The 21,086-nt window shown below is 64.6% G+C and carries 16 protein-coding genes and 1 pseudogene; 12 read left to right on the forward strand and 5 right to left on the reverse strand.

The features are described 5' to 3' along the window. Positions 1-13: 13 nt before the first annotated feature. Positions 14-1,024, reverse strand: coding sequence for a deoxyribose-phosphate aldolase (gene deoC / locus ACFSNN_RS33165; RefSeq protein WP_134464593.1), 1,011 nt, complete (start codon positions 1,022-1,024; stop codon positions 14-16). A gap of 251 nt (positions 1,025-1,275) precedes the next feature. On the opposite strand from deoC, the gene ACFSNN_RS33170 reads away from it, so the two are divergent. The 8 genes from ACFSNN_RS33170 to ACFSNN_RS33205 all read left to right on the forward strand — a co-directional run bounded on the left by ACFSNN_RS33170 (position 1,276) and on the right by ACFSNN_RS33205 (position 10,526). Further along, positions 1,276-2,898, forward strand: coding sequence for a sugar ABC transporter ATP-binding protein (locus ACFSNN_RS33170; RefSeq protein WP_134464591.1), 1,623 nt, complete (start codon positions 1,276-1,278; stop codon positions 2,896-2,898). Continuing rightward, the gene (locus ACFSNN_RS33175; protein ID WP_106308951.1) at positions 2,895-3,896 is read left to right on the forward strand and encodes an ABC transporter permease; all 1,002 of its coding nucleotides are present in this window, start codon (positions 2,895-2,897) and stop codon (positions 3,894-3,896) included. Before ACFSNN_RS33170 ends, ACFSNN_RS33175 begins: the two co-directional genes overlap by 4 nt. 67 nt (positions 3,897-3,963) lie before the next feature. Then, complete coding sequence (locus ACFSNN_RS33180; protein WP_134464589.1) at positions 3,964-5,109, forward strand: substrate-binding domain-containing protein; 1,146 nt, start codon at positions 3,964-3,966, stop codon at positions 5,107-5,109. 130 nt (positions 5,110-5,239) lie between these two features. Then, positions 5,240-5,410, forward strand: a complete 171-nt coding sequence (locus ACFSNN_RS33185) for a hypothetical protein (protein WP_012427067.1) — start codon at positions 5,240-5,242, stop codon at positions 5,408-5,410. Positions 5,411-5,547: 137 nt separating this feature from the next. Next, positions 5,548-6,057, forward strand: a complete 510-nt coding sequence (locus tag ACFSNN_RS33190; protein WP_134464587.1) for a sigma-70 family RNA polymerase sigma factor — start codon at positions 5,548-5,550, stop codon at positions 6,055-6,057. 4 nt (positions 6,058-6,061) lie between these two features. Beyond that, on the forward strand, positions 6,062-7,066 hold the full coding sequence (locus tag ACFSNN_RS33195; RefSeq protein WP_134464585.1) for a FecR domain-containing protein: 1,005 nt from the start codon (positions 6,062-6,064) through the stop codon (positions 7,064-7,066). Between the two features lie 252 nt (positions 7,067-7,318). Then, positions 7,319-9,682, forward strand: a complete 2,364-nt coding sequence (locus ACFSNN_RS33200; RefSeq protein WP_377689181.1) for a TonB-dependent siderophore receptor — start codon at positions 7,319-7,321, stop codon at positions 9,680-9,682. Positions 9,683-9,749: 67 nt separating this feature from the next. Beyond that, positions 9,750-10,526: a hypothetical protein gene (locus ACFSNN_RS33205; RefSeq protein ID WP_134464583.1), complete on the forward strand. Its 777-nt coding sequence runs from the start codon at positions 9,750-9,752 to the stop codon at positions 10,524-10,526. 52 nt (positions 10,527-10,578) lie between these two features. On the opposite strand, the gene ACFSNN_RS33210 is transcribed toward ACFSNN_RS33205, so the two are convergent. Beyond that, positions 10,579-10,866, reverse strand: a complete 288-nt coding sequence (locus ACFSNN_RS33210) for a DUF4148 domain-containing protein (RefSeq protein ID WP_134464581.1) — start codon at positions 10,864-10,866, stop codon at positions 10,579-10,581. Between the two features lie 295 nt (positions 10,867-11,161). Here ACFSNN_RS33210 and ACFSNN_RS33215 point away from each other — a divergent pair, with 295 nt between their 5' ends. The 3 genes from ACFSNN_RS33215 to ACFSNN_RS33225 are packed head-to-tail and all read left to right on the forward strand — an operon-like array spanning position 11,162 to position 17,359. Beyond that, the gene (locus ACFSNN_RS33215) at positions 11,162-14,416 is read left to right on the forward strand and encodes an efflux RND transporter permease subunit (RefSeq protein WP_134464579.1); all 3,255 of its coding nucleotides are present in this window, start codon (positions 11,162-11,164) and stop codon (positions 14,414-14,416) included. A gap of 18 nt (positions 14,417-14,434) precedes the next feature. Further along, positions 14,435-15,844, forward strand: coding sequence for an efflux RND transporter periplasmic adaptor subunit (locus ACFSNN_RS33220; protein WP_134464577.1), 1,410 nt, complete (start codon positions 14,435-14,437; stop codon positions 15,842-15,844). A 27-nt stretch (positions 15,845-15,871) separates the two neighbouring features. Then, positions 15,872-17,359 (forward strand): efflux transporter outer membrane subunit, encoded by a 1,488-nt coding sequence (locus ACFSNN_RS33225; RefSeq protein WP_134464575.1) that lies wholly within the window; start codon positions 15,872-15,874, stop codon positions 17,357-17,359. Between the two features lie 14 nt (positions 17,360-17,373). Here ACFSNN_RS33225 and ACFSNN_RS33230 read toward each other — a convergent pair whose 3' ends face one another. Further along, the gene (locus ACFSNN_RS33230) at positions 17,374-18,834 is read right to left on the reverse strand and encodes a heavy metal sensor histidine kinase (RefSeq protein WP_134464573.1); all 1,461 of its coding nucleotides are present in this window, start codon (positions 18,832-18,834) and stop codon (positions 17,374-17,376) included. Beyond that, on the reverse strand, positions 18,834-19,511 hold the full coding sequence (locus ACFSNN_RS33235; protein ID WP_106308931.1) for a heavy metal response regulator transcription factor: 678 nt from the start codon (positions 19,509-19,511) through the stop codon (positions 18,834-18,836). The genes ACFSNN_RS33230 and ACFSNN_RS33235 overlap by 1 nt, the downstream gene beginning before the upstream one ends. Before the next feature lie 282 nt (positions 19,512-19,793). Here ACFSNN_RS33235 and ACFSNN_RS33240 point away from each other — a divergent pair, with 282 nt between their 5' ends. Further along, positions 19,794-20,837 carry a rod shape-determining protein gene (locus tag ACFSNN_RS33240; protein WP_012427102.1) on the forward strand — a complete coding sequence of 348 codons (1,044 nt, stop codon included), beginning with the start codon at positions 19,794-19,796 and terminating at the stop codon, positions 20,835-20,837. Positions 20,838-20,883: 46 nt separating this feature from the next. On the opposite strand, the pseudogene ACFSNN_RS33245 reads toward ACFSNN_RS33240, so the two are convergent. Then, a pseudogene (locus ACFSNN_RS33245) lies at positions 20,884-20,997 on the reverse strand (GntR family transcriptional regulator); the annotation flags it as partial. Positions 20,998-21,086: the final 89 nt, after the last annotated feature.

Here is a 21,086-nt window from a genome sequence, read left to right on the forward strand (position 1 = left end):
ATCGGTCTTCTGTTCAGGCTACGGGGTGACGGTTGAAAGCGGAGTAACGGCCGCTCACGTAATGTTCGAGCTGGCGTTCGATATCGGCCAGCAGGCTCGACGCGCCGATCCGGAACAGCTCCGGTTCGAGCCACGCACGGCCGAGTTCTTCTTTCATCAGGATCTGATACGACAGCACGGACTTCGCAGTCGATACTCCGCCCGCCGGCTTGAAGCCGATCAGCACGCCGGTGCGTTCCTGGTATTCGCGGATCATGCGCACCATCACAAGCGACACGTCGAGCGTCGCGTTCACGCCTTCCTTGCCGGTGGAGGTCTTGATGAAGTCGGCACCGGCCATCATGCACACCATCGACGCGCGCGCCACGTTCGAGAGCGTGCGAATGTCGCCGGTGGCAAGAATCGCTTTCAGATGCGCCGGGCCGCAAGCCGCGCGGAAGTCGCGCACTTCGTCGTAGAGCGCCTGCCAGTTGCCGGTCAGCACATATTCACGCGTGACGACGATATCGATTTCCTGCGCCCCGTCCGCGACCGAGGCTTCGATCTCTTTCAGCTTCAACGGATGCGGAATCAGGCCCGCAGGAAAACCCGTAGAGACCGCGGCAACCGGAATGCCGCTGCCGTGCAACGCATCGACCGCCGCCGCGACGAAGCGGTGATACACGCACACCGCGCCCGTCGTGATGCTTTGCGGCGCGATGCCGAGCGCTTCGAGCAGATCGGCGCGCACCGGCTGCCGGGCCTTCGCGCAGAGCCGCCGCACGCGGGCTTCGGTGTCGTCGCCGTTGAGCGTGGTGAGGTCGATGCAAGTGACGGCTTTGAGCAGCCAGGCCGCCTGCGCATCTTTCTTGACGCTGCGGCGCGTGCCGAGCGTGGCCGTGCGCCGCTCGACCGCCGACTGGTTGACGCGCAGGCCGTCGAGCCAGGAGGCGTCGAACGGCATGCCGGGATTGCGCTCGGGATGAACGATCGGTGTGCCGCGCAGCGCGACGACCGATGAAGACTGCATTGGGGCTTCTGGCATAAGACATCCGAAAATATGATGCGACGCACAACAGCCGCCGACAATTTGTTCGCACTTATGCTACAACGATTGATAGAATCATAACAAGCTTTGCGAGCAATCGTTACATCATCAAGCGGTTGAGCCCGGTGAACGCCCGTGAATGTTATTGACGCACCATATTCATGATGCGAAGATCACAACACGGTTTCGGCCGGATAGCGTTATACAAAGAAAAGAATTTCGTCGCGTGGACGAAGGAGACATGTCAGATGAGTGAGCCGGTTGCGGTCGCGGCCGCGTCATCGCCTCAGGTTCCATTGATCCGTGTTGCGGGCGTCACCAAACGATTTGGCGGCGTGCACGCGCTGCGCGGCGTCAACCTCGAAGTGTTGCCCGGCGAAGTCCACGCACTGCTCGGCGAAAACGGCGCGGGCAAATCCACGCTGATCAAGATCTTGAGCGGTGTGCATGCTTACGACGACGGCGTCATAGAAATCGCCGGCCAGAAAGTCGCGTTCGACTCGCCCGCGCAATCGCGCGACGCGGGTGTCGCCGTGGTCTATCAGGATTTGAGTCTCGTCGAATCGCTCTCGGTCGGCGCCAATCTCATGTTGGGACGCGAGCCGCGCACGCGTCTGGGCTTCGTGAAAAATCGTCAGCTCATGGCGACGGTCGGCGAGTTCCTGCGCTCGCACGGCATTCCACTCGATCCGAAAGTACCGGTCGGCTCGCTGCCCTTCGCTTACCGCCAGATGACCGAGATCTGCAAGGCGCTGATGGGCGAAGTGCGCGTCCTGATACTCGATGAACCCACTTCCGCGTTGACCGGCGGCGAAGAGCAGATTCTGTTCGACGCGATTCGCGCGGTCACGGCGCGCGGCGTCGGCGTGATCTATGTGACGCATCGCTTGAACGAGGTGTTCAGGATTTCGCAGCGCGTGACCGTGTTCCGCGATGGCGCGAATGCCGGCACATTCCAGACGGCGCAAACGGATATGAAGCAACTGGTGGCGGCGATCGTCGGTCCCGCTCATGCCGCGTTGCAGGCGCGGCAGAAAACGGCGGTGGGCGATGGAGCCGCAGTGGTGGCCACTACCGCAAGCGCGTTGCCGGTAGCGGAACCAGCGTCCAACGCCGACGCCGCGCCCGTGCTCAAGTTATCGAACGTCAGCAACGACCGCCTGCATCACATCGATCTCGTGGTTCGGCGCGGCGAAGTCCACGGACTCGCGGGATTGATCGGCAGCGGACGCACCGAGATTCTGCAAACGGTCTTTGGCCTGCGATCCGTCGACGCCGGCAGCATCGAGCTGGACGGTCGAACGCGCTCGCGCATCACACCCGCCGAGGCTATTCAACTCGGCGTGGCGCTCGTGCCAGAGGATCGTCACCTGGAAGGGCTCGTGCTCGATCATTCGATCGAACGCAATCTGACGCTGCCGCGCTTGCCGCATTTTTCCCGCTGGGGATGGCTGCGCAGCCAGGCCGCCGTTCAGCAGGCGAAGCGTTCCATGAAAGAGCTGGCCGTGAAAGCGCCCAACTCCTCCACCGCAGTCAAGTTTTTATCCGGCGGCAATCAGCAGAAAGTGGTCTTCGCGAAGTGGAATCAGCCGCGCCCCAAGCTGCTCATGCTCGATGAACCGACGGTCGGCGTGGATGTCGGCGCGCGCGAGGAAATCTACGGCGTGGTGAACGACGCCGCGCAAGCCGGCACCGGCGTGCTCGTCGTCTCGTCGGACCTCGATGAACTCCTGCGCCTGTGCGACCGTATTTCGATTGTCGCCGACGGCTGCATTGTCAACACCGTCGAGCGCGCGGAACTCGTCAACGCCGAAGCGCTGCATCACCTGATCCAACTTTCCCGTTCTTCCCTCGAGGCGTTAGCAACATGAATGAATCTGTCTCGCCGCTGACTGCCGAACGGCAGGCATCGCCGCCGCAGAAAAGCCGTATGCGGCGCATCGCGCAAGCCCTGCTGCAAGGCGACCGACCTTATGCGCTGTATGCCGCGTTCGCGATTCTGCTGGTGGTGTTCAGCTTCGCGTCGCCGTGGTTCCTGTCCATCGACAACTTCCTGAATATCGGCCGGCAAACCGCGCTCGTCTCGATCATCGCGATCGGCATGACCTTCGTGATCATCGCGCGGCAAATTGATCTTTCCGTCGGGTCGACGCTGGCGCTCTCGGGTATGTCGGCGGCGCTCGCCATGGCGTATGTGGGCAACAACTGGGTGATCGGCGCGATTGCCGGCATCGGCACCGGCGCGATAGTCGGCGCGATCAATGGGATCGTGACCACGCGCGTGAACATTCCTTCGTTTCTCGTCACGCTCGGCACACTGAGCGCCGCGCGCGGACTCGCGCTGATGGTCACGACCACCAAGCCCGTGATCATCGATAACGACTCGTTCATCTCGATCTTCGGCGAGGGCGATATTTTCGGCGTGCCGGTGCCGATCATCTGGACGCTGCTCGCCGTGATCGCCGGCATTCTGCTCTTGCACTACAGCGTGTTCGGCCGGCAAATCTACGCGGCCGGGGGCAATCCGACTGCGGCGCTGTATTCGGGCATCAACACGCGGCGCGTGACCACCCTCGCCTTCATTCTGACCGGCATGCTGGCCGGACTCGCCGCGCTCGTGCTCTCCGCGCGCTCGCACGCGGCACGGCCCGACGTCGTGCAAGGCATGGAACTGGATGTGATCGCATCGGTCACGCTCGGCGGCTGCAGTCTGTTCGGCGGACGCGGCTTCGTGCTGGGGACGCTGCTCGGCAGTCTGATCATCGGCACGCTCAATAACGGGCTGGTGCTGCTCGGCGTGAGTTCGTCGCTGCAACTGGTGATCAAAGGCGTGATCATCGTCGCGGCGGTTGCGTTTACGAGGAAGTAGGCAGGAAACAAGGCAGTTCGGACGTGAAGACGCGAAGCACAGACATGAAGACCAACGGAGGAGAAACATGAAACAACGTCGTGGTTCAAGAATAGCGTTAGCCAGTGTCATGGCGGTCGCCGCCGTCGCCTGTCTGGCTTCCTCGGGTGCTTACGCGCAATGCGTGACCGGCATTCCCGCAGGCTCGATCGGCCCGAAGGGCATCGTCGGGCAAGGACCGAACGGCGAAAAAGCCGCCTCGGTGGATGCCGTGAAGCTGACCGACGCCGACATCGCCAAGATCAAGGCCGGCAAGTTCAAGGTGGGCATTTCGATGCAGACCATGAATCTCGACTGGTCGCAACTTCAGGTGGCGGGCATTACCGATACGCTGAAGAAGTACGGCGTGGAAGTGATCGGCACGGCGTCGGCGGAATATCAGGTCGACAAGCAGATCGCCGATATCGAAAACACGATCCAGCGCCACCCGAACGGCATCATCTCCATTCCGGTCGACGGCACGGCGACGGCGGCGACTTACAAGAAAGTGTCCGCGGCCGGCATCAAGCTCGTGTTCATGGACAACGTGCCGACCGGCCTGAAGCATCCGGAAGAATACTCGGCGATGGTCTCGGCGGACAGCGAAGGCAACGGCCAGATCGCGGCGAAAGTGCTGGCCTCGTGCGTGCCGCAAGGCGCGACCGTCGGGCTCGTGAATTTCGGCGTGGATTACTTCAGCACGACGGAGCGTACCAAGGCCGTCAACGACTGGCTGAAGAAGAATCGTCCGGACATCAAGATCAAGCAGGTCGCCTTCACGGACCCGTCTAAAGTCGGTCAGATCGCGGGTGACTTTCTCACCGGCAATCCGGACGTGAAGGGTCTGTTCGCCGTGTGGGACCAACCGGCGCTGGACACGCTTACATCGATGCGCGCGCAAGGGGTGACGATTCCCATGACGACGGTCGATCTGGGCCTGCAATCCGCGATCGAAATCGCCAAGGGCGGGCCGCTGAAGGCGACCGGTTCGCAGCGTCCATACGATCAAGGCGTGGCCGAGGCCATGGCGATGATGAAGGCGCTGATCGGTCAGACGCCGCCGGCGTGGATCGGTGTGCAGTCGTTGCCGGTGGTTCAGTCGAACGTGCTTGAATCCTATAAGACGGTGTTCAAAAAGGATCCGCCGCCGCAACTGGCGGATGCGTGCAAGAAGGCCGCGCCGGCCTGCGGCTGACGCGGACAAGCCGCGTTCTTCCATCGCACTTCTCTCCTTCCGCTTCCGGACTCCGGCCTGACAAGCCGGCCTCGGGCGCGAATCCTGCTACTCGATAGGCCTACTACGTCGATTCGAACGAGGAGAAAAGATGACCCTGCTTATTTACCTGGTCGGCTGGATCATTCTGATCGGCGGCGTGTCATGGGGATTGATGGCCATGCACGTCGCGCAACATACGATCGCCATCGTGGCGGTCATTCTGCTCGGCGTCGCCGTTATCACCGGCGCGACGCGGGCACGCAGCCGAGACCGGTCATAGCGTCCAGCCTGCCTCCCTCCGGACTTCGCCGCCAGGTAAAAAAAGCATTTTCACCTTACATTTTCAACATGCTATGATGCGAATCGTTCTCATTTACAGAGACGCCGCATCATTCGATCCGGCGCACACGGCGGGTCATGGCGGCGAACAATCCGACCCTGCATGGCGACATGCAGGCGCTCTACAGCGATCATCACGGCTGGCTTCATACGTGGCTGCGCAGGAAGCTCGGCTGCGCGCATCGCGCGGCCGACCTCGCGCACGACACCTTCCTGCGCCTGCTCGCCCGTGATGAGCCTCTGGCGCTCGACGAGCCGCGCGCGTTCCTGACCACAGTCGCGCAACGCGTGATGGCCAATTACTGGCGCCGCGAGCAGATCGAGCGCGCGTATCTGGAGGCCCTCGCCCTCGTGCCGGAACAGTTCGCGCCATCGCCCGAAGATCGCGCGCTGCTGCTCGAAGCGCTGTGCGAGATCGACAGCCTTCTGGAGCGCTTGCCGATCGCCGTCAAGCGCGCGTTTCTGCTCGCCCAGCTCGACGGTCTGACGCACGCCGAGATCGCCGCGCAACTGAAAATCTCCATCGCGACTGTCAAACGCCATCTGGTGCGCGCCGGTGCGCAGTGCTTCTTCGCGCTCGCCGCGTAACCGCATGGCAGGCCTGAACGGGAGCGAGCGCCCCGACGTTGCGCAGCACGTCGCCATGCGCGCCGTCGTGTGGTGGATGGAACTTCAATCCGGCAAGGACACGCGTGCCCAGCAGCTGGCGCTCGCGCAGTGGCGCGCGGAGCATCCCGACCACGAACGCGCATGGCAGCACATCTGCAGTGTCAGCGGACGTTTGCGCAACCTCACCGATGCAACCGGCGACGCCGCCAGCGCGGCCGCCGCGCGTGCCGCGCTCACGCGCACCGGCGCGTCGCGGCGCCGGGCCGGCGTCAAGGCGCTGGCGACGCTGCTGTTCGCCGGCGGCGCGAGCTGGATCGCCAGCGAGCATGCGCCGTGGCGGGCATGGAATGCGGACGCGCATACCGCCCTTGGCGAACGCCGCAGCCTCACGCTTGCGGATGGCACGCGCGTCACGCTGAACACCGACAGCGCCATCGACATCCGCTTCACGAATGCCGAGCGGCGCGTGCGTCTCGTCAGCGGTGAAATCATGATCGCAACCGGGCATGCCGATGGCGAGCGGCGGCCTTTCATCGTCGAGACGGCGCAGGGCAGTTTGCGGCCGCTCGGCACGCGCTTCGCGGTCCGCCAGCAAAGCACGCTGTGCCGCCTGGACGTGTTCGAGGGCGCGGTACGGATCAATCCCGCGGAGGCCCCGGCCCTCGCGCCGGTCGTGCGCGCCGGGCAGCGTGCGCGTTTCACGCGCACCGACGTCGGCGCGCTGGAGCCGATCAGCGAGAACGATGCCGCATGGACGGATGGTTTGCTCGTCGCGAGCGGCATGCGGCTCGGCGATTTCGTCGACGAACTCGGGCGTTACCGGGCGGGCCATCTGAGTTGCGATCCTGACGTGGCGAATTTGCGTCTGTCCGGCACGTACCCGCTCGCGGACACCGATCGCGTGCTCGACACCGTCGCCAGAATCTTGCCGGTGGAAGTCGTCTTCATGACGCGCTATTGGGTCACCGTGCGCGCGCCGCGTGCATGACAACCTCCGCGCCCCTCGCCCGAAAAAAATATTTCGCCAGTTGTGAGCCGTTTTCGAATCTCGCGTGACAAGGGAGATGAGAGCAACACATCGTCTATCTTCCTGCGAGCTTTGAACATGGGACAGTATCGAAAGACCGGCGCCGGCCGGAGTCAGCGCGGCAGCCGCGGCGTTCCGCGCATGCGGGCGCCGGCGCACATGGCCCGGCATATTGCGACGGCCGCGCTGATTTCGGCGGGGCTGCCGTTCAACATGGCGCTCGCCGCCGAACCTTCAGCCGACACATCCGTCAGCACAGCGGCGGCGCGTAACAGCTACGACATCCCGGCCGGGCCGCTCGAAGGCGCGCTGAATCGCTTCGGTCGCGAAACCGGACTGCTGCTGTCGTTCCCGGCCGCGCTGACGGCCGGCCGCGCCAGCGAAGGTCTGCATGGCGACTACGCCGTGCCGCAGGCGCTCGAGCGCCTGCTGCGCGGCACCGGGCTCGAGGCGGTGCAACAGTCCAACGGCGGCTACACATTGGTGGAGCACGCCAGTTCGGCAGCGGAGGACGGCATGACGCTGCCCACCGTGGCCGTCACGTCGCGGCTGGTGAAAGCCGGCAGCTACCGTCCACCCGCCGAAGCCGTAGTGACGCGCTCGGACACGCCGATCCTCGACACGGCGCAGGACGTCGCCGTGGTGCCCGCGCAGGTGCTGCGCGACCAGCGTCCGCGCAATCTGGACGACGCGCTCGCGAACGTCAGCGGCATCGTGCAGGGCAATACGCTGGCCGGCACGCAGGACACCTTGCTCAAGCGCGGGTTCGGCGGTAACCGCGACGGCTCGATCATGCACAACGGCATGCCGCTCGTGCAGGGCCGCGGCCTGAACGCGGCGGCGGACAGCGTCGAAGTGCTCAAGGGGCCGACCTCGCTGCTGTACGGAATCATGGACCCGGGCGGCGTCATCAACGTGGTGAGCAAGCAGCCCTTGCTCACGCCTTATCACGCGCTCTCGGTGGGCGGCTCGACATACGGCCACGGCCGCAACGGCGGCGACGTGACGCTCGATACGACCGGTCCGATCGGCGACTCGGGGCTGGCTTACCGGCTAGTGGTCGATCAAACCGAAGAGCAGTACTGGCGCAATTTCGGCGAGCATCGCGAGACGCTCGTCGCGCCCTCGCTCGCATGGTATGGGCGCGATACGCAGGTGGTCGCCTCGTACGAAAACCGCAACTTCATGTATCCGTTCGACCGCGGCACCGCGCTCGATCCGAAGACCAACAAGCCCCTCGCGATTTCAAGCCGCGAACGGCTGGACGAACCCTTCAACGAGATGGACGGCGAATCGCATCTCGCGCAACTCAGCGTCGATCATCAGATCAACGCCGACTGGAAGGCCCACTTCGGCTACAGCTACAACCGCGAGACCTACGACGCAAACCAGTTGCGCGTGCAAGGCATCAACAGCACGACAGGCGCCGTTTCGCGCAGCAACGACGCGACGCACGGCGCGCTCAGCACGGACAGCTACGCGATTGCGTATGTGGACGGGCACTTCGACATCGCCGGTTTGCGCAACGACCTGCAAGTCGGCGTCGACGATGAATACCGGCGCATCTATCGCAAGGACTTGCTGCGCCAGGCCACGAAATATACGTTCAACTATTTCCGCCCGGTCTACGGTCTGGAAAGCCCGTCGACCACGGTGTCGGCGAGCGACAGCGATCAGACCGACACGCTGCACGACCGCTCGCTGTTCTTCCAGGACAGTCTGCACCTGGGCGGCAAGTGGATACTGAGCGGCGGCGCGCGCTTTCTGGATTACAACCAGATCGCGGGCAAGGGCCGCCCGTTCGTCACTAACACCGATATCAACGGCAGCAAATGGCTGCCGCGCGCGGGCGTGGTGTACAAATGGACCGAGACGGTGTCGCTGTACGGCAGCTACTCGCAGTCGCTCAGGCCGACTTCGACGATCGCGCCGCTCTCGTCCGGCGTGGTGATCGATTCGTCGGTGGCGCCCGAGCAAGCCACCTCGTGGGAGCTTGGCGCGAAAATGGCGATGCCCGGCGGCCTGACCGGCACGCTGGCGCTCTTCAATATCGACAAGAAGAACGTGCTGGTGCAGCAGTACAACGACACCACCAAGCTGACCGACTGGCGCACCGCCGGTAAGGCGCGCTCGCGCGGCGTGGAACTCGATGTGGCGGGTCAGATCGGCCAGCATTGGAGCGTGATCGCGAGCTACGCCTATCTCGACGCGAAGACCACCGAAGATCCGCTCTATGCCGGCAACCGTTTGTGGAACGCGCCGCAGAACACGGCGTCGTTCGCGGCGGTGTACGACTTCGGCGCGATCTTCGGCGGCGACCAGTTGCGCGTGGGCGGCGGCGCGCATTACGTCGGCGCGCGCCCGGGCGACTCGGCGAACAGTTTTACGCTGCCTTCGTACACCGTCGCGGATGCCTTCGCCACGTATGAGACAAAACTCGGCAACCGCCACCTGTCGTTCCAGCTCAACGTCAAGAACCTGTTCAACAAGACTTACTACCCGTCGAGCGTGAACAAGTATTTCGTGTCGGTGGGCGACGCGCGTCAGGTTGCCCTGCTCTCCACGCTCGAGTTCTGAACGGCGCGCGTATCGCGCGCAAGTGGAACATGTGCGCTCAATCGATCAACACGGCACGGGATATTTCATGAAACTCCTCAATCGCGGCACGCTCAGCGACCACGCGTTCGCACGCAAACGCCGCAGGCTGTTCACCGCCGCTGCCGGCCTCGGCGCACTCGCGGCACTCACGATGCCGGCAGCGCGTGCCACGTCGAATGACGGCCGTGGCACGGGCAAGAAGGTAGCAATGGTCGTGCAACTCGACGGCCCGGCTATCACCGTCGACCAGAAAATCGCCGCGCACCTCGGCGCGCGCGGCTACAACGTGCGCATGCTGGATCAGGCGCGGCCACCCGAGGCCGTCGGCGACGCCGATCTGGTTCTGATCTCGTCGACGGTGTCGTCGAAACAGGTGGCGAGCGGCTGGCGTTATCTGGCCAAACCGCTGCTCACCTGGGAGAACGACTTGCTCGACGACTTCGCGATGACAGGCAAGCGTCACGATGTCGATTTCGGCGAAGCGGAGAAGGAGCGCTATCTGTGGCTCGTCAATGCGCCGCATCCGATCGCGGCCGGCTTGCCCGCGGGTGTGACGAATGTCTACGGCAAGCAGGCCGCGATGAGTTGGGGCAAGCCGGGGCTCGGCGCGACGATCATCGCAACCCTGTACGGCCAGCCGGAGAAAGCGGCGATTTTCGCGTACGAGAAAGGCGCGACGATGGACTACGAGTCGCTCGCGCCCGCACGAAGAGTCATGTTTTTTCTGAACAACGATACGTTCGGCAATCTGTCGGCGGCGGGAAGCAGCCTGTTCGACGCCGCGGTCGAGTGGGCGGCGGCCGACACCTCCCGGCGATCCTGAACGGCTGGCAACCGGTCCGCTTCGAATGTGGGCTGAGCTACTCGCCCACGCCTCAATTCGAAGCCGGTTCTCCTTGCGCCGCCGGCATCTGCGCGGTGCGCGTCGCCGCAGCGCCATCCGTGCCGTGCTGGATCGCATAGATCTCCCGATTTCGCGCCACTTCGGCGGCCGAGGGCGGATAGTCGTTCTTGCGTGTCGGCAGCAATCCTTCGGCCTGCGCTTCATGCAACTGCGCCATCACATCGGCGTGCGTGAGCCCGGACGGACTCGTTTGCGCAAAGGCATTCGCGCCGAACACGAGGCTGAGCGCGGTGACGGCAACGGCGGTAAATAATTTCATGATGTCTCTCCGGGTAGGGGCAAGGAATAAGTGGCCTGAACCACGCTTCCCATTCTTGTCACTTCTCCTGTCGGAGCACTGACCATGAGATTACCGTTCTGTTATCTACACCAGCCTCTTGAGACGCCACGCGCCGTTTCGGTACGTCACATCAGCGCCCACATAACAGAACGGTAATCTAACCGACGGCAGCCCGTCAGCGCCCCCACGCCACACTCCTGACTCACGAAGCCCGCGTCACGCGCCCCACAGCGCTGCATCGACGCGTGCCTCCACCTATTTTCAGGAACCCGTCATGTGGATCGTCAGGCTGGCGCTGCGCCGCCCTTATACCTTCGTGGTCCTCGCCGTGCTGATCTTTATCGTCGGCCCGCTCGCGATACTGCGCACGCCGACCGATATCTTCCCGAACATCGATATCCCGGTAGTCAGCATCGTCTGGAGCTACAACGGCTTCTCGGCTCAGGACATGGCCAGTCGCATCACGTCGAACTACGAGCGTGCGCTGACTTCGGACGTGGACGATATCGAGCACATCGAATCGCAATCGCTGAACGGCGTCTCGGTGGTGAAGATCTTTTTTCATCCGGGCGCGGACATCAATCGCGCGATCGCGGAGGCGGCGTCCAATTCGGCCTCGATCCTGCGCGTGCTGCCGCCCGGCACATTGCCGCCGAACATCATCACGTATAACGCCTCCACGGTGCCGATCCTGCAACTCGGCCTCTCGAGCGACACGCTCTCCGAACAGCAACTCTACGACCTCGGCAACAGCCAGATCCGCACCCAACTGGCGACGGTGCAAGGCGCGTCGGTGCCGCTGCCGTTCGGCGGCAAGGTCCGGCAGATCATGGTGGATATCGACCCGCGCGCGTTGCAGGCCAAGGGACTCGCCCCGCTCGACGTGGTCAACGCCGTTAACGCGCAGAACCTGATTCTGCCGGGCGGCACGGCGAAGATCGGCACGAAGGAATACAACGTGCAAATGAACGGCAGCACCGACACGGTGGCCGCGCTCAACGATCTGCCGATCAAGACCGTGGCCGGCGGCGTGGTGTACGTGCGCGATGTCGCTCACGTACGCGACGGCTATGCGCCGCAGAACAACATCGTGCGCAGCGACGGCAAACGCGCCGCGCTGCTGACCATCGAAAAATCCGGCAGCACCTCGACGCTGACCATCATCCAGCAGGTCAAGGCGATGTTGCCGCATATCGCGGCCGGCCTGCCGAGCGCGCTGCATATCACCGCGCTGTCCGATCAATCCGTGTTCGTGAAATCGGCCGTGGTGGGCGTGGCGCGCGAGGCGCTGATCGCCGCCGCCCTCACCGCCGTGATGATCCTGCTGTTTCTCGGCAGCTGGCGCGCCACGCTGATCATCGCGGTGTCGATTCCGCTCGCCGTGCTGACCTCGCTGATCGCACTGTCCGCGCTCGGCCAGACCATCAACATCATGACGCTCGGCGGGCTTGCGCTCGCGGTGGGAATTCTCGTCGACGACGCCACCGTCGCCATCGAAAACATCACGCATCACCTGGAGAACGGCGAAACGTTGCAGGACGCAATCCTGAACGGCTCCGGCGAAATCGCCGTGCCGACTTTCGTCTCGACACTGTCGATCTGTATCGTGTTCGTGCCGATGTTCCTGCTCTCGGGCGTCGCGCGCTATCTGTTCGTGCCGCTCGCCGAAGCGGTGGTGTTCGCGATGATCGCGTCGTACTTTTTCTCGCGTACGCTGGTGCCGACGCTCGCGATGTATCTGATGCGCGCCCGCAGCAATGCGCCCGCCACCGGCAACGGTCCGATTGCGCGCCTGATCCGCTTTCAGGCTGGCTTCGAGCAGCGCTTCGAGGCGCTGCGCCAACGCTATCGCGGCGTGCTCGGCGCGGCCATAGCGAGCCCGAAGCGCTTCATCGCGATCTTCCTCGTGCTTTGCCTCGGCTCGCTCGCGCTGGTGCCGTTCACGGGTCGCGACTTTTTCCCGGCTGTGGATACCGGCGAGATCCGTCTGCATCTGCGCGCGCCGACCGGCACGCGCATCGAAGACACCGCGAGTATCACGGACCAGGTCGAAGCCCGCGTGCGCGACGTGATCCCGAAGCAGGAGCTCGCGGCGGTGCTCGACAACATCGGCGTGCCGGTGAGCGGTATCAATCTGACCTACGACTCGTCGGATCCGATCGGCCCCGAGGATGCCGACGTGATGATCACGCTCGCACCGAAACACAAGCCGACCGCGCAATATGTGGCGACGCTGCGCAACACGTTGACCAAGGATTTCCCCGGTGTCACGTTCGCCTTCCTGCCCGCCGACATCGTCAGCCAGATTCTCAACTTCGGGCTGCCCGCGCCGATCGATATCCAGATCGTCGGCAACAAGCTCGACGCCAACCGCGCGGTGGCGAACCGCCTGCTCGCGCAACTGCGCAGTGTGCGCGGCCTCGTCGACGCGCGCATTCAACAGCCCGGCGACGCGCCCGCGATCAACGTCAACGTCGATCGCACGCGGGCGATTCAGGCTGGCCTGTCGCAACGCGATGTATCGCAGAACCTGCTGATCTCGCTCTCCGGCAGTTCGCAGACCACGCCGAATTTCTGGCTCGATCCGCGCAACGGCGTGAGCTATCCGCTGATGGCGATGATGCCGCAATACGACATCAACTCGTTGCAGGCGCTTGCCAATATTCCGGTCGCGTCGAACGGTGGTGCGGCGACGATGGCAGCGGCCGCGGGCACGGCCTCGTTCCCGGCAACCGGTACCGGCCCCGCGCCGCAAAATCTGCTCGGCGCGTTGAGCACGCTGACGCGCGGCACGCAGCAAGCCGTCGTCTCGCATTACAACGTGCAGCCGGTGCTCGATATCTTCGCGTCGGGGCAAGGGCGCGATCTCGGCGGCGTGGCGGCCGACGTCAACCGGCTCGTCGAGCAGATCCGGCCGCAATTGCCGCCTGGCGCATCCATCGTCGTACGCGGCCAGGTGCAGGCCATGCACGATTCGTTCAGCGGTCTCGCGAGCGGCCTCGTGTTCGCCATCGGCCTCGTTTATCTGCTGATGGTGGTCAACTTCCAGTCGTGGCTCGACCCGTTCATCACGATCAGCGGCTTGCCGGGTTCGCTCGCCGGCATCGCGTGGATGCTGTTCAGCACGGGCACTCGCCTGAGCGTGCCGGCGCTCACCGGCACCATTCTGTGCATCGGCATTGCCACGGCCAACAGCATCCTGGTCGTCAACACCGCGCGTGAACTTCATCACGGCGGCAAGCCGCCGTTGCAGGCCGCGCTCGAAGCCGGCTTCAGCCGCTTCCGTCCGGTGCTGATGACCGCCCTCGCCATGCTGATCGGCATGCTGCCGATGGCGCTCGGCCTCGGCGACGGCGGCGAACAGAACGCGCCGCTCGGCCGCGCCGTGATCGGCGGCCTCGCGCTCGGCACGGTGTCGACCTTGCTGTTCGTGCCGGTCGTCTACGGGATGGTGCATGCGTGGCTCGATAAGCGCCGCGCGGCACGCAGCGAAAAGCATGAATCCGCAGTCACCGCCCGCACTCTTTGATTTCGACGAGACCTTTTTATGAACGATTCATCACTTCCGCCGGAGTTGGGTGGGCAGGCAGAACTGGCGGCGAACGCTGCTGAAACTTGCGCGCCAGGCGCCGCTCATGCTGCTGGAACTCACGCGCCGGGCGTCGCTGACTCCGCTCCAACAGCCCCGCCCGCGCGGGAATCAGACAGCGGCGCGCGCGCGCATGCCGCTGCGTCCACTGCGTCAGCTTCATCCTCTGAATCCACGCATGACAAACCAACCGCTGCCGCCATTTCAAACCGCGAGACGAACGCGGAACCGCGCCGCCGTCTCTGGCCGTTCGCGCTGAGCGGACTTGCAGCCGTCCTGCTGATCATCGGCATCGTGCCGCGCTTGCATGCGAGCGCCGCGCTGACAGAGCAGACGCAAGCGCAAAGCATGCTTAGCGTGTCGGTGGTCGCGCCGCGCGCCGCGCCGGCCGTCAACGAACTGCTGCTGCCCGGCGCCGTCACGCCGTTCGCCGAAGCCTCCATCTATGCGCGCACCAGCGGCTATCTCGCGCACTGGAACGCCGACATCGGCGCGCAGGTGAAAAGCGGCCAGGTGCTCGCGACGATCGAAGCCCCTGATCTGGACGCGCAACTGCGCCAGGCCCGCGCCGACGAAGCCACCGCGCAAGCCAATTTCGACTACGCGAAGACCACCGCGCAGCGCTGGCAGGACATGCTCAAGACCCAATCGGTCGCGCAGCAGGACGCCGACACCAAGGTGAGCGACATGGAAGCGCGGCGCGCGATGCTGGCGTCGGCGCAGGCCAACGTCGCTCATCTCGCGGAACTCGTCTCGTACGAAAAGATCACCGCGCCGTTCGACGGCGTGATCACCGCGCGCAACGTCGATGTCGGCGCGCTGGTGACGGCGGGCGGCAGGCCCGGCGCCGCGGGCATGTCGGGCGAGCTGTTCCATATCCAGCAGATCGGCGTGCTGCGCGTGTTCGTCGATGTGCCGCAGAACGACGCGCCGTACGTCACGCCGGCCACGGGCGTGTATCTGACCGCACAGCAGTATCCGGGCCGCCGCATCGCGGCGAAGGTGGCGCGCAGCACCGGTTCGATCGATCCTTCGAGCCGCACGTTGCGCGTCGAAGTCGACGTGGACAACAAGGACGGCGCGCTGCTGCCCGGCGCTTACACGCAGGTGCATCTGCAATTGCAATCGGTCACGCCCGCGCTCGATCTGCCGGTCAGCGCGCTGCTGTTCAGGCCGGACGGCGTGACGGTCGCCGTGGTCGACGGCAATGGCCGGGCGCTGCTCAAGACCGTACATATCGGCCGCGATTTCGGCACGCACGTGGAAATCACGACCGGACTCGCCGCCACCGACCGCGTGATCGACAACCCCGGCGATTCGATCTCCACCGGCCAGATGGTTCAGATCATGCCGGCCCTGCACGGCTGAGTGCTTCGTCAGATAAAGGATTTGCCGATGATCAACCTGTCTCTTTCCCGGTCGATGCCGCGCCGCGCGCTGGCGGCCACGCTGATCGGCGCGCTGCTCAGCGCGTGCTCGACCCTGCCAGCGTATCAACGCCCGAGCGCCGACATACCGGCGCAGTACGCGGGCGCCGTGCATACCGGCGCCGTGCATACGGGCGCCGTGCCAGGCTGGGCGCCGGCCGCCCCGGCCGACTCTGCGCCGCGCGGTCCCTGGTGGACGATCTTCAACGATCCCGTGTTGAACGAACTGGAGGCGCGCATCGACGTGTCGAACCAGACCGTGCGCAAGGCCGTCGCACAGGTTCAGCAGGCACGCTCGATGGTGGACTATCAGCGCGCCGGCTTCTTCCCCACCATCACCGCCGGTGTCGCGCAAGACCGCTACCGGACCTCGCAGAACGTCGAAGGGAAATCGCTCGCGGGCAAGACGGTGCCGGACTATTCGGCGGGTGTGTCGGCGAGTTGGGAACCGGATCTGTTCGGGCGCGTGCGCGACAGTGTGACCGGCGCGCAGGCCGATGCTCAGGCGAGCGAAGCGGACCTCGAAGGCGTGCGCCTGTCGATGAGCGCGGACCTCGCCGCCGACTACTTCTCGCTGCGCTCGCTCGACACGCAGAAGAAGCTGCTCGACGACAGCGTGAACGCCTACGCCGCCGCGTTGAAGCTGTTGCAGCAGCAGCTGAAAAACGGTGTGATCGATGCCTCCGCCGTCGCCCAGGCCACGACGCAACTCGAAGCGACGCGCACCCAGGACACCGACATCGACGTGACGCGCGCGCAGTTGCAGCACGCAATCGCGACGCTGATCGGCGAACCGGCATCGACCTTCACGCTGCCGCCGAACGGTTCGGCCGTCACTCCGCCGGCAATTCCAATTGGTGTGCCCTCGCAACTGCTGGAGCGCCGCCCCGATATCGCCGCCGCGGAACGGCGCGTGGCTTCCGCGAATGCGCAAATCGGCGTGGCGCATGCGGCGTTTTTTCCGGATCTGGTGCTCTCCGCGAGCGCGGGTCTCGAAAGCACGTTTTTCGCGCCATGGCTGAGCGCGCCGAGCCTGTTCTGGTCGCTCGGTCCGCAACTGGCCGGCACACTGTTCGACGGCGGCAAGCGCAAAGCCGCCCTGCACGGCGCGGCCGCGCAATACGACGGCGCGGTCGCGGATTATCGGCAGTCGGTGCTGGTGGCGTTCCAGCAGGTCGAGGACAACCTGTCCGCCCTGCACTCCCTCGCCGACGAAGCTGCCAGCCAGCAGCGCGCCACCACGGCAGCGGACCTGTCGTTGCGGCTCACGACGAACCGCTTCAACGCAGGCGCGGTCAGCTATCTCGACGTGGTGACCGCGCAGACGATTGCGCTGACGAACCAGCGCGTCGCTGATCAGATCGCCGCGCGGCAATTGGAGTCGAGTGTGTTGTTGCTGAAGGCGTTAGGTGGGACTTGGGGTAAGGAAGGCGAGAGTGCGGCGGGAGCAACTTAAGCAGTTCCCCACCCTCACCTGACCCGCGGAAACCTCAGCACGAACCGCGTGCCGCGCGCATCGCTCTCCGCGTGCACCGAGCCGCAGTGCAGCTCCATGATCGCGCGCACGATGGCAAGCCCGAGCCCCGTCGAACCCGTGGACCCTTGCGAAAGCCCCGCCGACGGCAGCGAACTGCGCGACGGATCGACCCGATAGAAGCGGTCGAAAATCCGTTCGAGATGCTCGGCGGGAATCGGCTGCCCCGGGTTCGCCACGCTCACGCGCACCGCGTCGGCCGACGCGCCGGCGTCGAGCACGATCTCGCCGCCCGGCGGCGTATAGCGAATGGCGTTGGCGAGCAGATTGCTCACGGCGCGGCGAAACAACTCGAGATCCGCCGTCACGGCGGCCGTGCCGCTCACGCGCAAACGAACATTCGCATCGTCGGCAATGCCTTCGAAGTATTCGGCGATATGCGTCAACTCCTGCCCCGCGTCGAACTCGCGCAATTGCTTGACGAACTGCGGATGTTCGGCGCGCGCCAGAAAGAGCACGCTCTCGATCATGCGCGAGAGCCGGTCGCACTCTTCCAGATTCGACGCGAGGAGCGCTTCGTATTCATCGACGGAACGCGGCCGCGCGAGCGCGACTTCGGCGGCGCCGCGCATATTGCTGAGCGGCGTGCGCATGTCGTGCGCGAGGTCGGCGGTGAAACGCGACAGATGCTGGAAGCCCTGCTCGACGCGTTCGAGCATCGCGTTCAGCGAGGCCACCAAAGCTTCGAGTTCGCTCGGCACGCGCGCCACCGCGATGCGCGTATCGAGCCGATTCACCGTGACGAGGCTCGCGCTCGCCGCGATATCGCGCAACGGCCGCAGCGCGGCGCGAATCAGCAGGTAACCGAGCAGCATGGCCAGCACCACGCCGGCCACGCCCGCGAGCGTGAGCTTGTCGCGGTAGCGGTCCAGCAGCAGCCAGCGGTCGCTCATGTTGCGCGCCACCAGCAGGCTCGCCGTGTCGCCGTTGCGCAGCCTCGCGTCCGTAAAAATGCCGCGGATCGGCGCGCCGTCGCGGCTGGTCCAGTCGCCGATATCGGCTTCCGTGATGCGCGCGGTCGCGGCAACGCGCGTGAGCGGCGGCAGCGCCGCAATGGTCGCGGCGCCGCTCGCCGCATCCGGCACGGCGAGCGCGGCGGCGATATTGTGTTCGATCGCCCGCTTGCCGTCGGGATCGAACACTTCCATCGACAGCGCTTCGTTGCCGAGCACGACGCTGGTCAAGCGCTCACTGTGCTCGCGAATGCTTGGCGCCGAGTCCAGTTCCTCGGCGAGGCGCCGTGCGTGACGCGCGGCGAGCACGATGTCGAGATTGTCCTGCGCCTTGATCTGCTTTTCGAGCGCGACATACAGGAAACTGCCGACCAGCACGAAAACCGTCAGCGTAGTGGCGCCGAACGCCAGCGCCAGCGCCGCGGCAAGCGGGCGGCGGCGCATCAAGCGGTGTCCTTCAGTTCGAGCACGTAACCCACGCCGCGCACGGTGTGAATCAGCTTGACGGGAAAGTCGTCGTCGATCTTGGTGCGCAAGCGGCGGATCGCCACTTCGACCACGTTGGTGTCGCTGTCGAAATTCATGTCCCACACATACGACGCGATCTGCGTGCGGCTCAGCACTTCGCCCTGACGGCGCGCGAGCAGTTGCAGCAGCGAGAATTCGCGTGGCGTGAGGTCGATACGCGTGCCGCCACGCTTTACGCGACGGCGGTTCACGTCCATTTCCAGATCGCCCACCTTGATCAGTTCGCTTTCGCGCGGCGGACCACGGCGCGCCAGCGTGCGCACGCGCGCCAGCAATTCGACGAAGGCAAAGGGTTTGACGAGGTAATCGTCCGCGCCGAGTTCGAGGCCGCGCACGCGGTCGTCGACGTCGTCGCGGGCGGTGAGGAACAGCACGGGCGTGGTGCGCTTCGCGCGCAAGGTCTTGACGACGGTCCAGCCGTCCATGCCGGGCAGCATCACGTCGAGCACGATCACGTCGTACTCTTCTTCCAGCGCGAGGATCAGCCCTTGCGGGCCGTCGTTGGCCACATCGACCGCATAGCCGGATTCTTCCAGGCCCTTCTTGAGGTAGGCCGCTGTTTTCAGCTCGTCCTCGATCACCAGGATGCGCATCGGTTGCTCCGCTTGGCGTTGACGGTGAAATCATACCGTCAAGCACTCGGGCGGGTGATTACGATCCGGTTATGTTGTTGCGCTCGCACGGCAGGCGCGGCGCGACGTTTCGGACTGGATCAGGTACGACGGAACGGCTTGCGGATTCGCAACCGCTAAAAAGCCCGCAGACCCGAAACTGTTATTCTTGCGTCTCTCCCGACCGTCAACTGGTCGCCTGCCGCCTTCGGGCGGCACTCCAAGCGGCGCTTTGCGTCCGACTTCCGAGAGACAGGAATTTGCATGTTCGGTTTTCTGCGCGGCTATTTTTCCAATGACCTGGCAATCGACCTCGGCACGTCGAACACCTTGATTTACATGCGCGGCAAGGGCATCGTGCTCGACGAACCCTCGGTGGTGTCGATTCGCCAGGAAGGCGGTCCGAATGGCAAGAAGATCATTCTGGCCGTCGGCAAGGAAGCAAAACAGATGCTCGGCAAGGTGCCGGGCAATATCGAGGCGATCCGCCCGATGAAGGACGGCGTGATCGCCGACTTCAACATCACCCAGCAGATGATCAAGCGTTTCATTCAGATGGCGCACGAGTCGCGTATGTTCGCGCCGTCGCCACGCATCATCATCTGCGTGCCTTGCGGTTCGACCCAGGTGGAGCGGCGCGCGATCAAGGAAGCCGCGCACAGTGCCGGCGCCTCGCAGGTCTATCTGATCGAGGAGCCGATGGCCGCGGCCACCGGCGCGGGCTTGCCGGTGTCGGACCCGACCGGTTCGATGGTCGTCGATATCGGCGGCGGCACCACGGAAGTGGGCGTGATCTCGCTCGGCGGCATCGTCTATAAAGGCTCGGTGCGCGTGGGTGGCGACAAGTTCGACGACGCGATCGTCAACTACATTCGCCGCAACTACGGCATGCTGATCGGCGAGCAAACGGCCGAAGCGATCAAGAAGGAAATCGGCTCCGCGTTTCCGGGCTCCGAGGTCAAGGAGATGGAAGTCAAGGGCCGCAATATGTCCGAAGGAATTCCGCGCAGTTTCACGGTGTCGAGCAACGAGATTCTCGAAGCGCTGACCGATCCGCTCAACCAGATTGTCTCGGCCGTGAAGATCGCGCTGGAACAGACGCCGCCGGAACTGGGCGCGGATATCGCCGAGCGCGGCATCATGCTGGCGGGCGGCGGCGCGCTGCTGCGCGATCTCGACCGCTTGCTCGCCGAGGAAACCGGCTTGCCGGTGTTCGTCGCCGAAGCGCCGCTTACGTGCGTGGTGCGCGGCTCGGGCATGGCGCTCGAACGCATCGAGAAGTTCGGCGGCGCGTTCTCTTACGATTGAGCCTTGGAGCGCATCGAGCCGCTCAGGAGACGAACGGCAGTTTGCTATCGTCAGTGGCGCTGGTGCGGCGCGGTTTCAGAAAATCGAGCCGCCGCACGATGCGGATACGGTCGGTCACTTCGTTATGCACGCGCAGCATTTCCGCGCCGCTTGTCGCGGCGCGCGCCGCAACCATTTCACTCCCGCTGCTAAGAATCGGCCAAATACTTCGTTGCTAGCACCTTGCCGTGTCCCTTACCGTTCTCTGAT

The organism is Paraburkholderia dipogonis (genome assembly GCF_042680985.1).
GTDB lineage: Bacteria > Pseudomonadota > Gammaproteobacteria > Burkholderiales > Burkholderiaceae > Paraburkholderia > Paraburkholderia phytofirmans.

What these genes read in the sequence shown, in the direction of transcription:
- deoC (WP_134464593.1), bottom strand. Translation starts at nt 1,024, where the DNA reads ATGCCAGAAGCCCCAATGCAGTCTTCATCGGTCGTCGCGCTGCGCGGC.
- ACFSNN_RS33170 (WP_134464591.1), top strand. Translation starts at nt 1,276, where the DNA reads ATGAGTGAGCCGGTTGCGGTCGCGGCCGCGTCATCGCCTCAGGTTCCA.
- ACFSNN_RS33175 (WP_106308951.1), top strand. Translation starts at nt 2,895, where the DNA reads ATGAATGAATCTGTCTCGCCGCTGACTGCCGAACGGCAGGCATCGCCG.
- ACFSNN_RS33180 (WP_134464589.1), top strand. Translation starts at nt 3,964, where the DNA reads ATGAAACAACGTCGTGGTTCAAGAATAGCGTTAGCCAGTGTCATGGCG.
- ACFSNN_RS33185 (WP_012427067.1), top strand. Translation starts at nt 5,240, where the DNA reads ATGACCCTGCTTATTTACCTGGTCGGCTGGATCATTCTGATCGGCGGC.
- ACFSNN_RS33190 (WP_134464587.1), top strand. Translation starts at nt 5,548, where the DNA reads ATGGCGGCGAACAATCCGACCCTGCATGGCGACATGCAGGCGCTCTAC.
- ACFSNN_RS33195 (WP_134464585.1), top strand. Translation starts at nt 6,062, where the DNA reads ATGGCAGGCCTGAACGGGAGCGAGCGCCCCGACGTTGCGCAGCACGTC.
- ACFSNN_RS33200 (WP_377689181.1), top strand. Translation starts at nt 7,319, where the DNA reads ATGGCGCTCGCCGCCGAACCTTCAGCCGACACATCCGTCAGCACAGCG.
- ACFSNN_RS33205 (WP_134464583.1), top strand. Translation starts at nt 9,750, where the DNA reads ATGAAACTCCTCAATCGCGGCACGCTCAGCGACCACGCGTTCGCACGC.
- ACFSNN_RS33210 (WP_134464581.1), bottom strand. Translation starts at nt 10,866, where the DNA reads ATGAAATTATTTACCGCCGTTGCCGTCACCGCGCTCAGCCTCGTGTTC.
- ACFSNN_RS33215 (WP_134464579.1), top strand. Translation starts at nt 11,162, where the DNA reads ATGTGGATCGTCAGGCTGGCGCTGCGCCGCCCTTATACCTTCGTGGTC.
- ACFSNN_RS33220 (WP_134464577.1), top strand. Translation starts at nt 14,435, where the DNA reads ATGAACGATTCATCACTTCCGCCGGAGTTGGGTGGGCAGGCAGAACTG.
- ACFSNN_RS33225 (WP_134464575.1), top strand. Translation starts at nt 15,872, where the DNA reads ATGATCAACCTGTCTCTTTCCCGGTCGATGCCGCGCCGCGCGCTGGCG.
- ACFSNN_RS33230 (WP_134464573.1), bottom strand. Translation starts at nt 18,834, where the DNA reads ATGCGCCGCCGCCCGCTTGCCGCGGCGCTGGCGCTGGCGTTCGGCGCC.
- ACFSNN_RS33235 (WP_106308931.1), bottom strand. Translation starts at nt 19,511, where the DNA reads ATGCGCATCCTGGTGATCGAGGACGAGCTGAAAACAGCGGCCTACCTC.
- ACFSNN_RS33240 (WP_012427102.1), top strand. Translation starts at nt 19,794, where the DNA reads ATGTTCGGTTTTCTGCGCGGCTATTTTTCCAATGACCTGGCAATCGAC.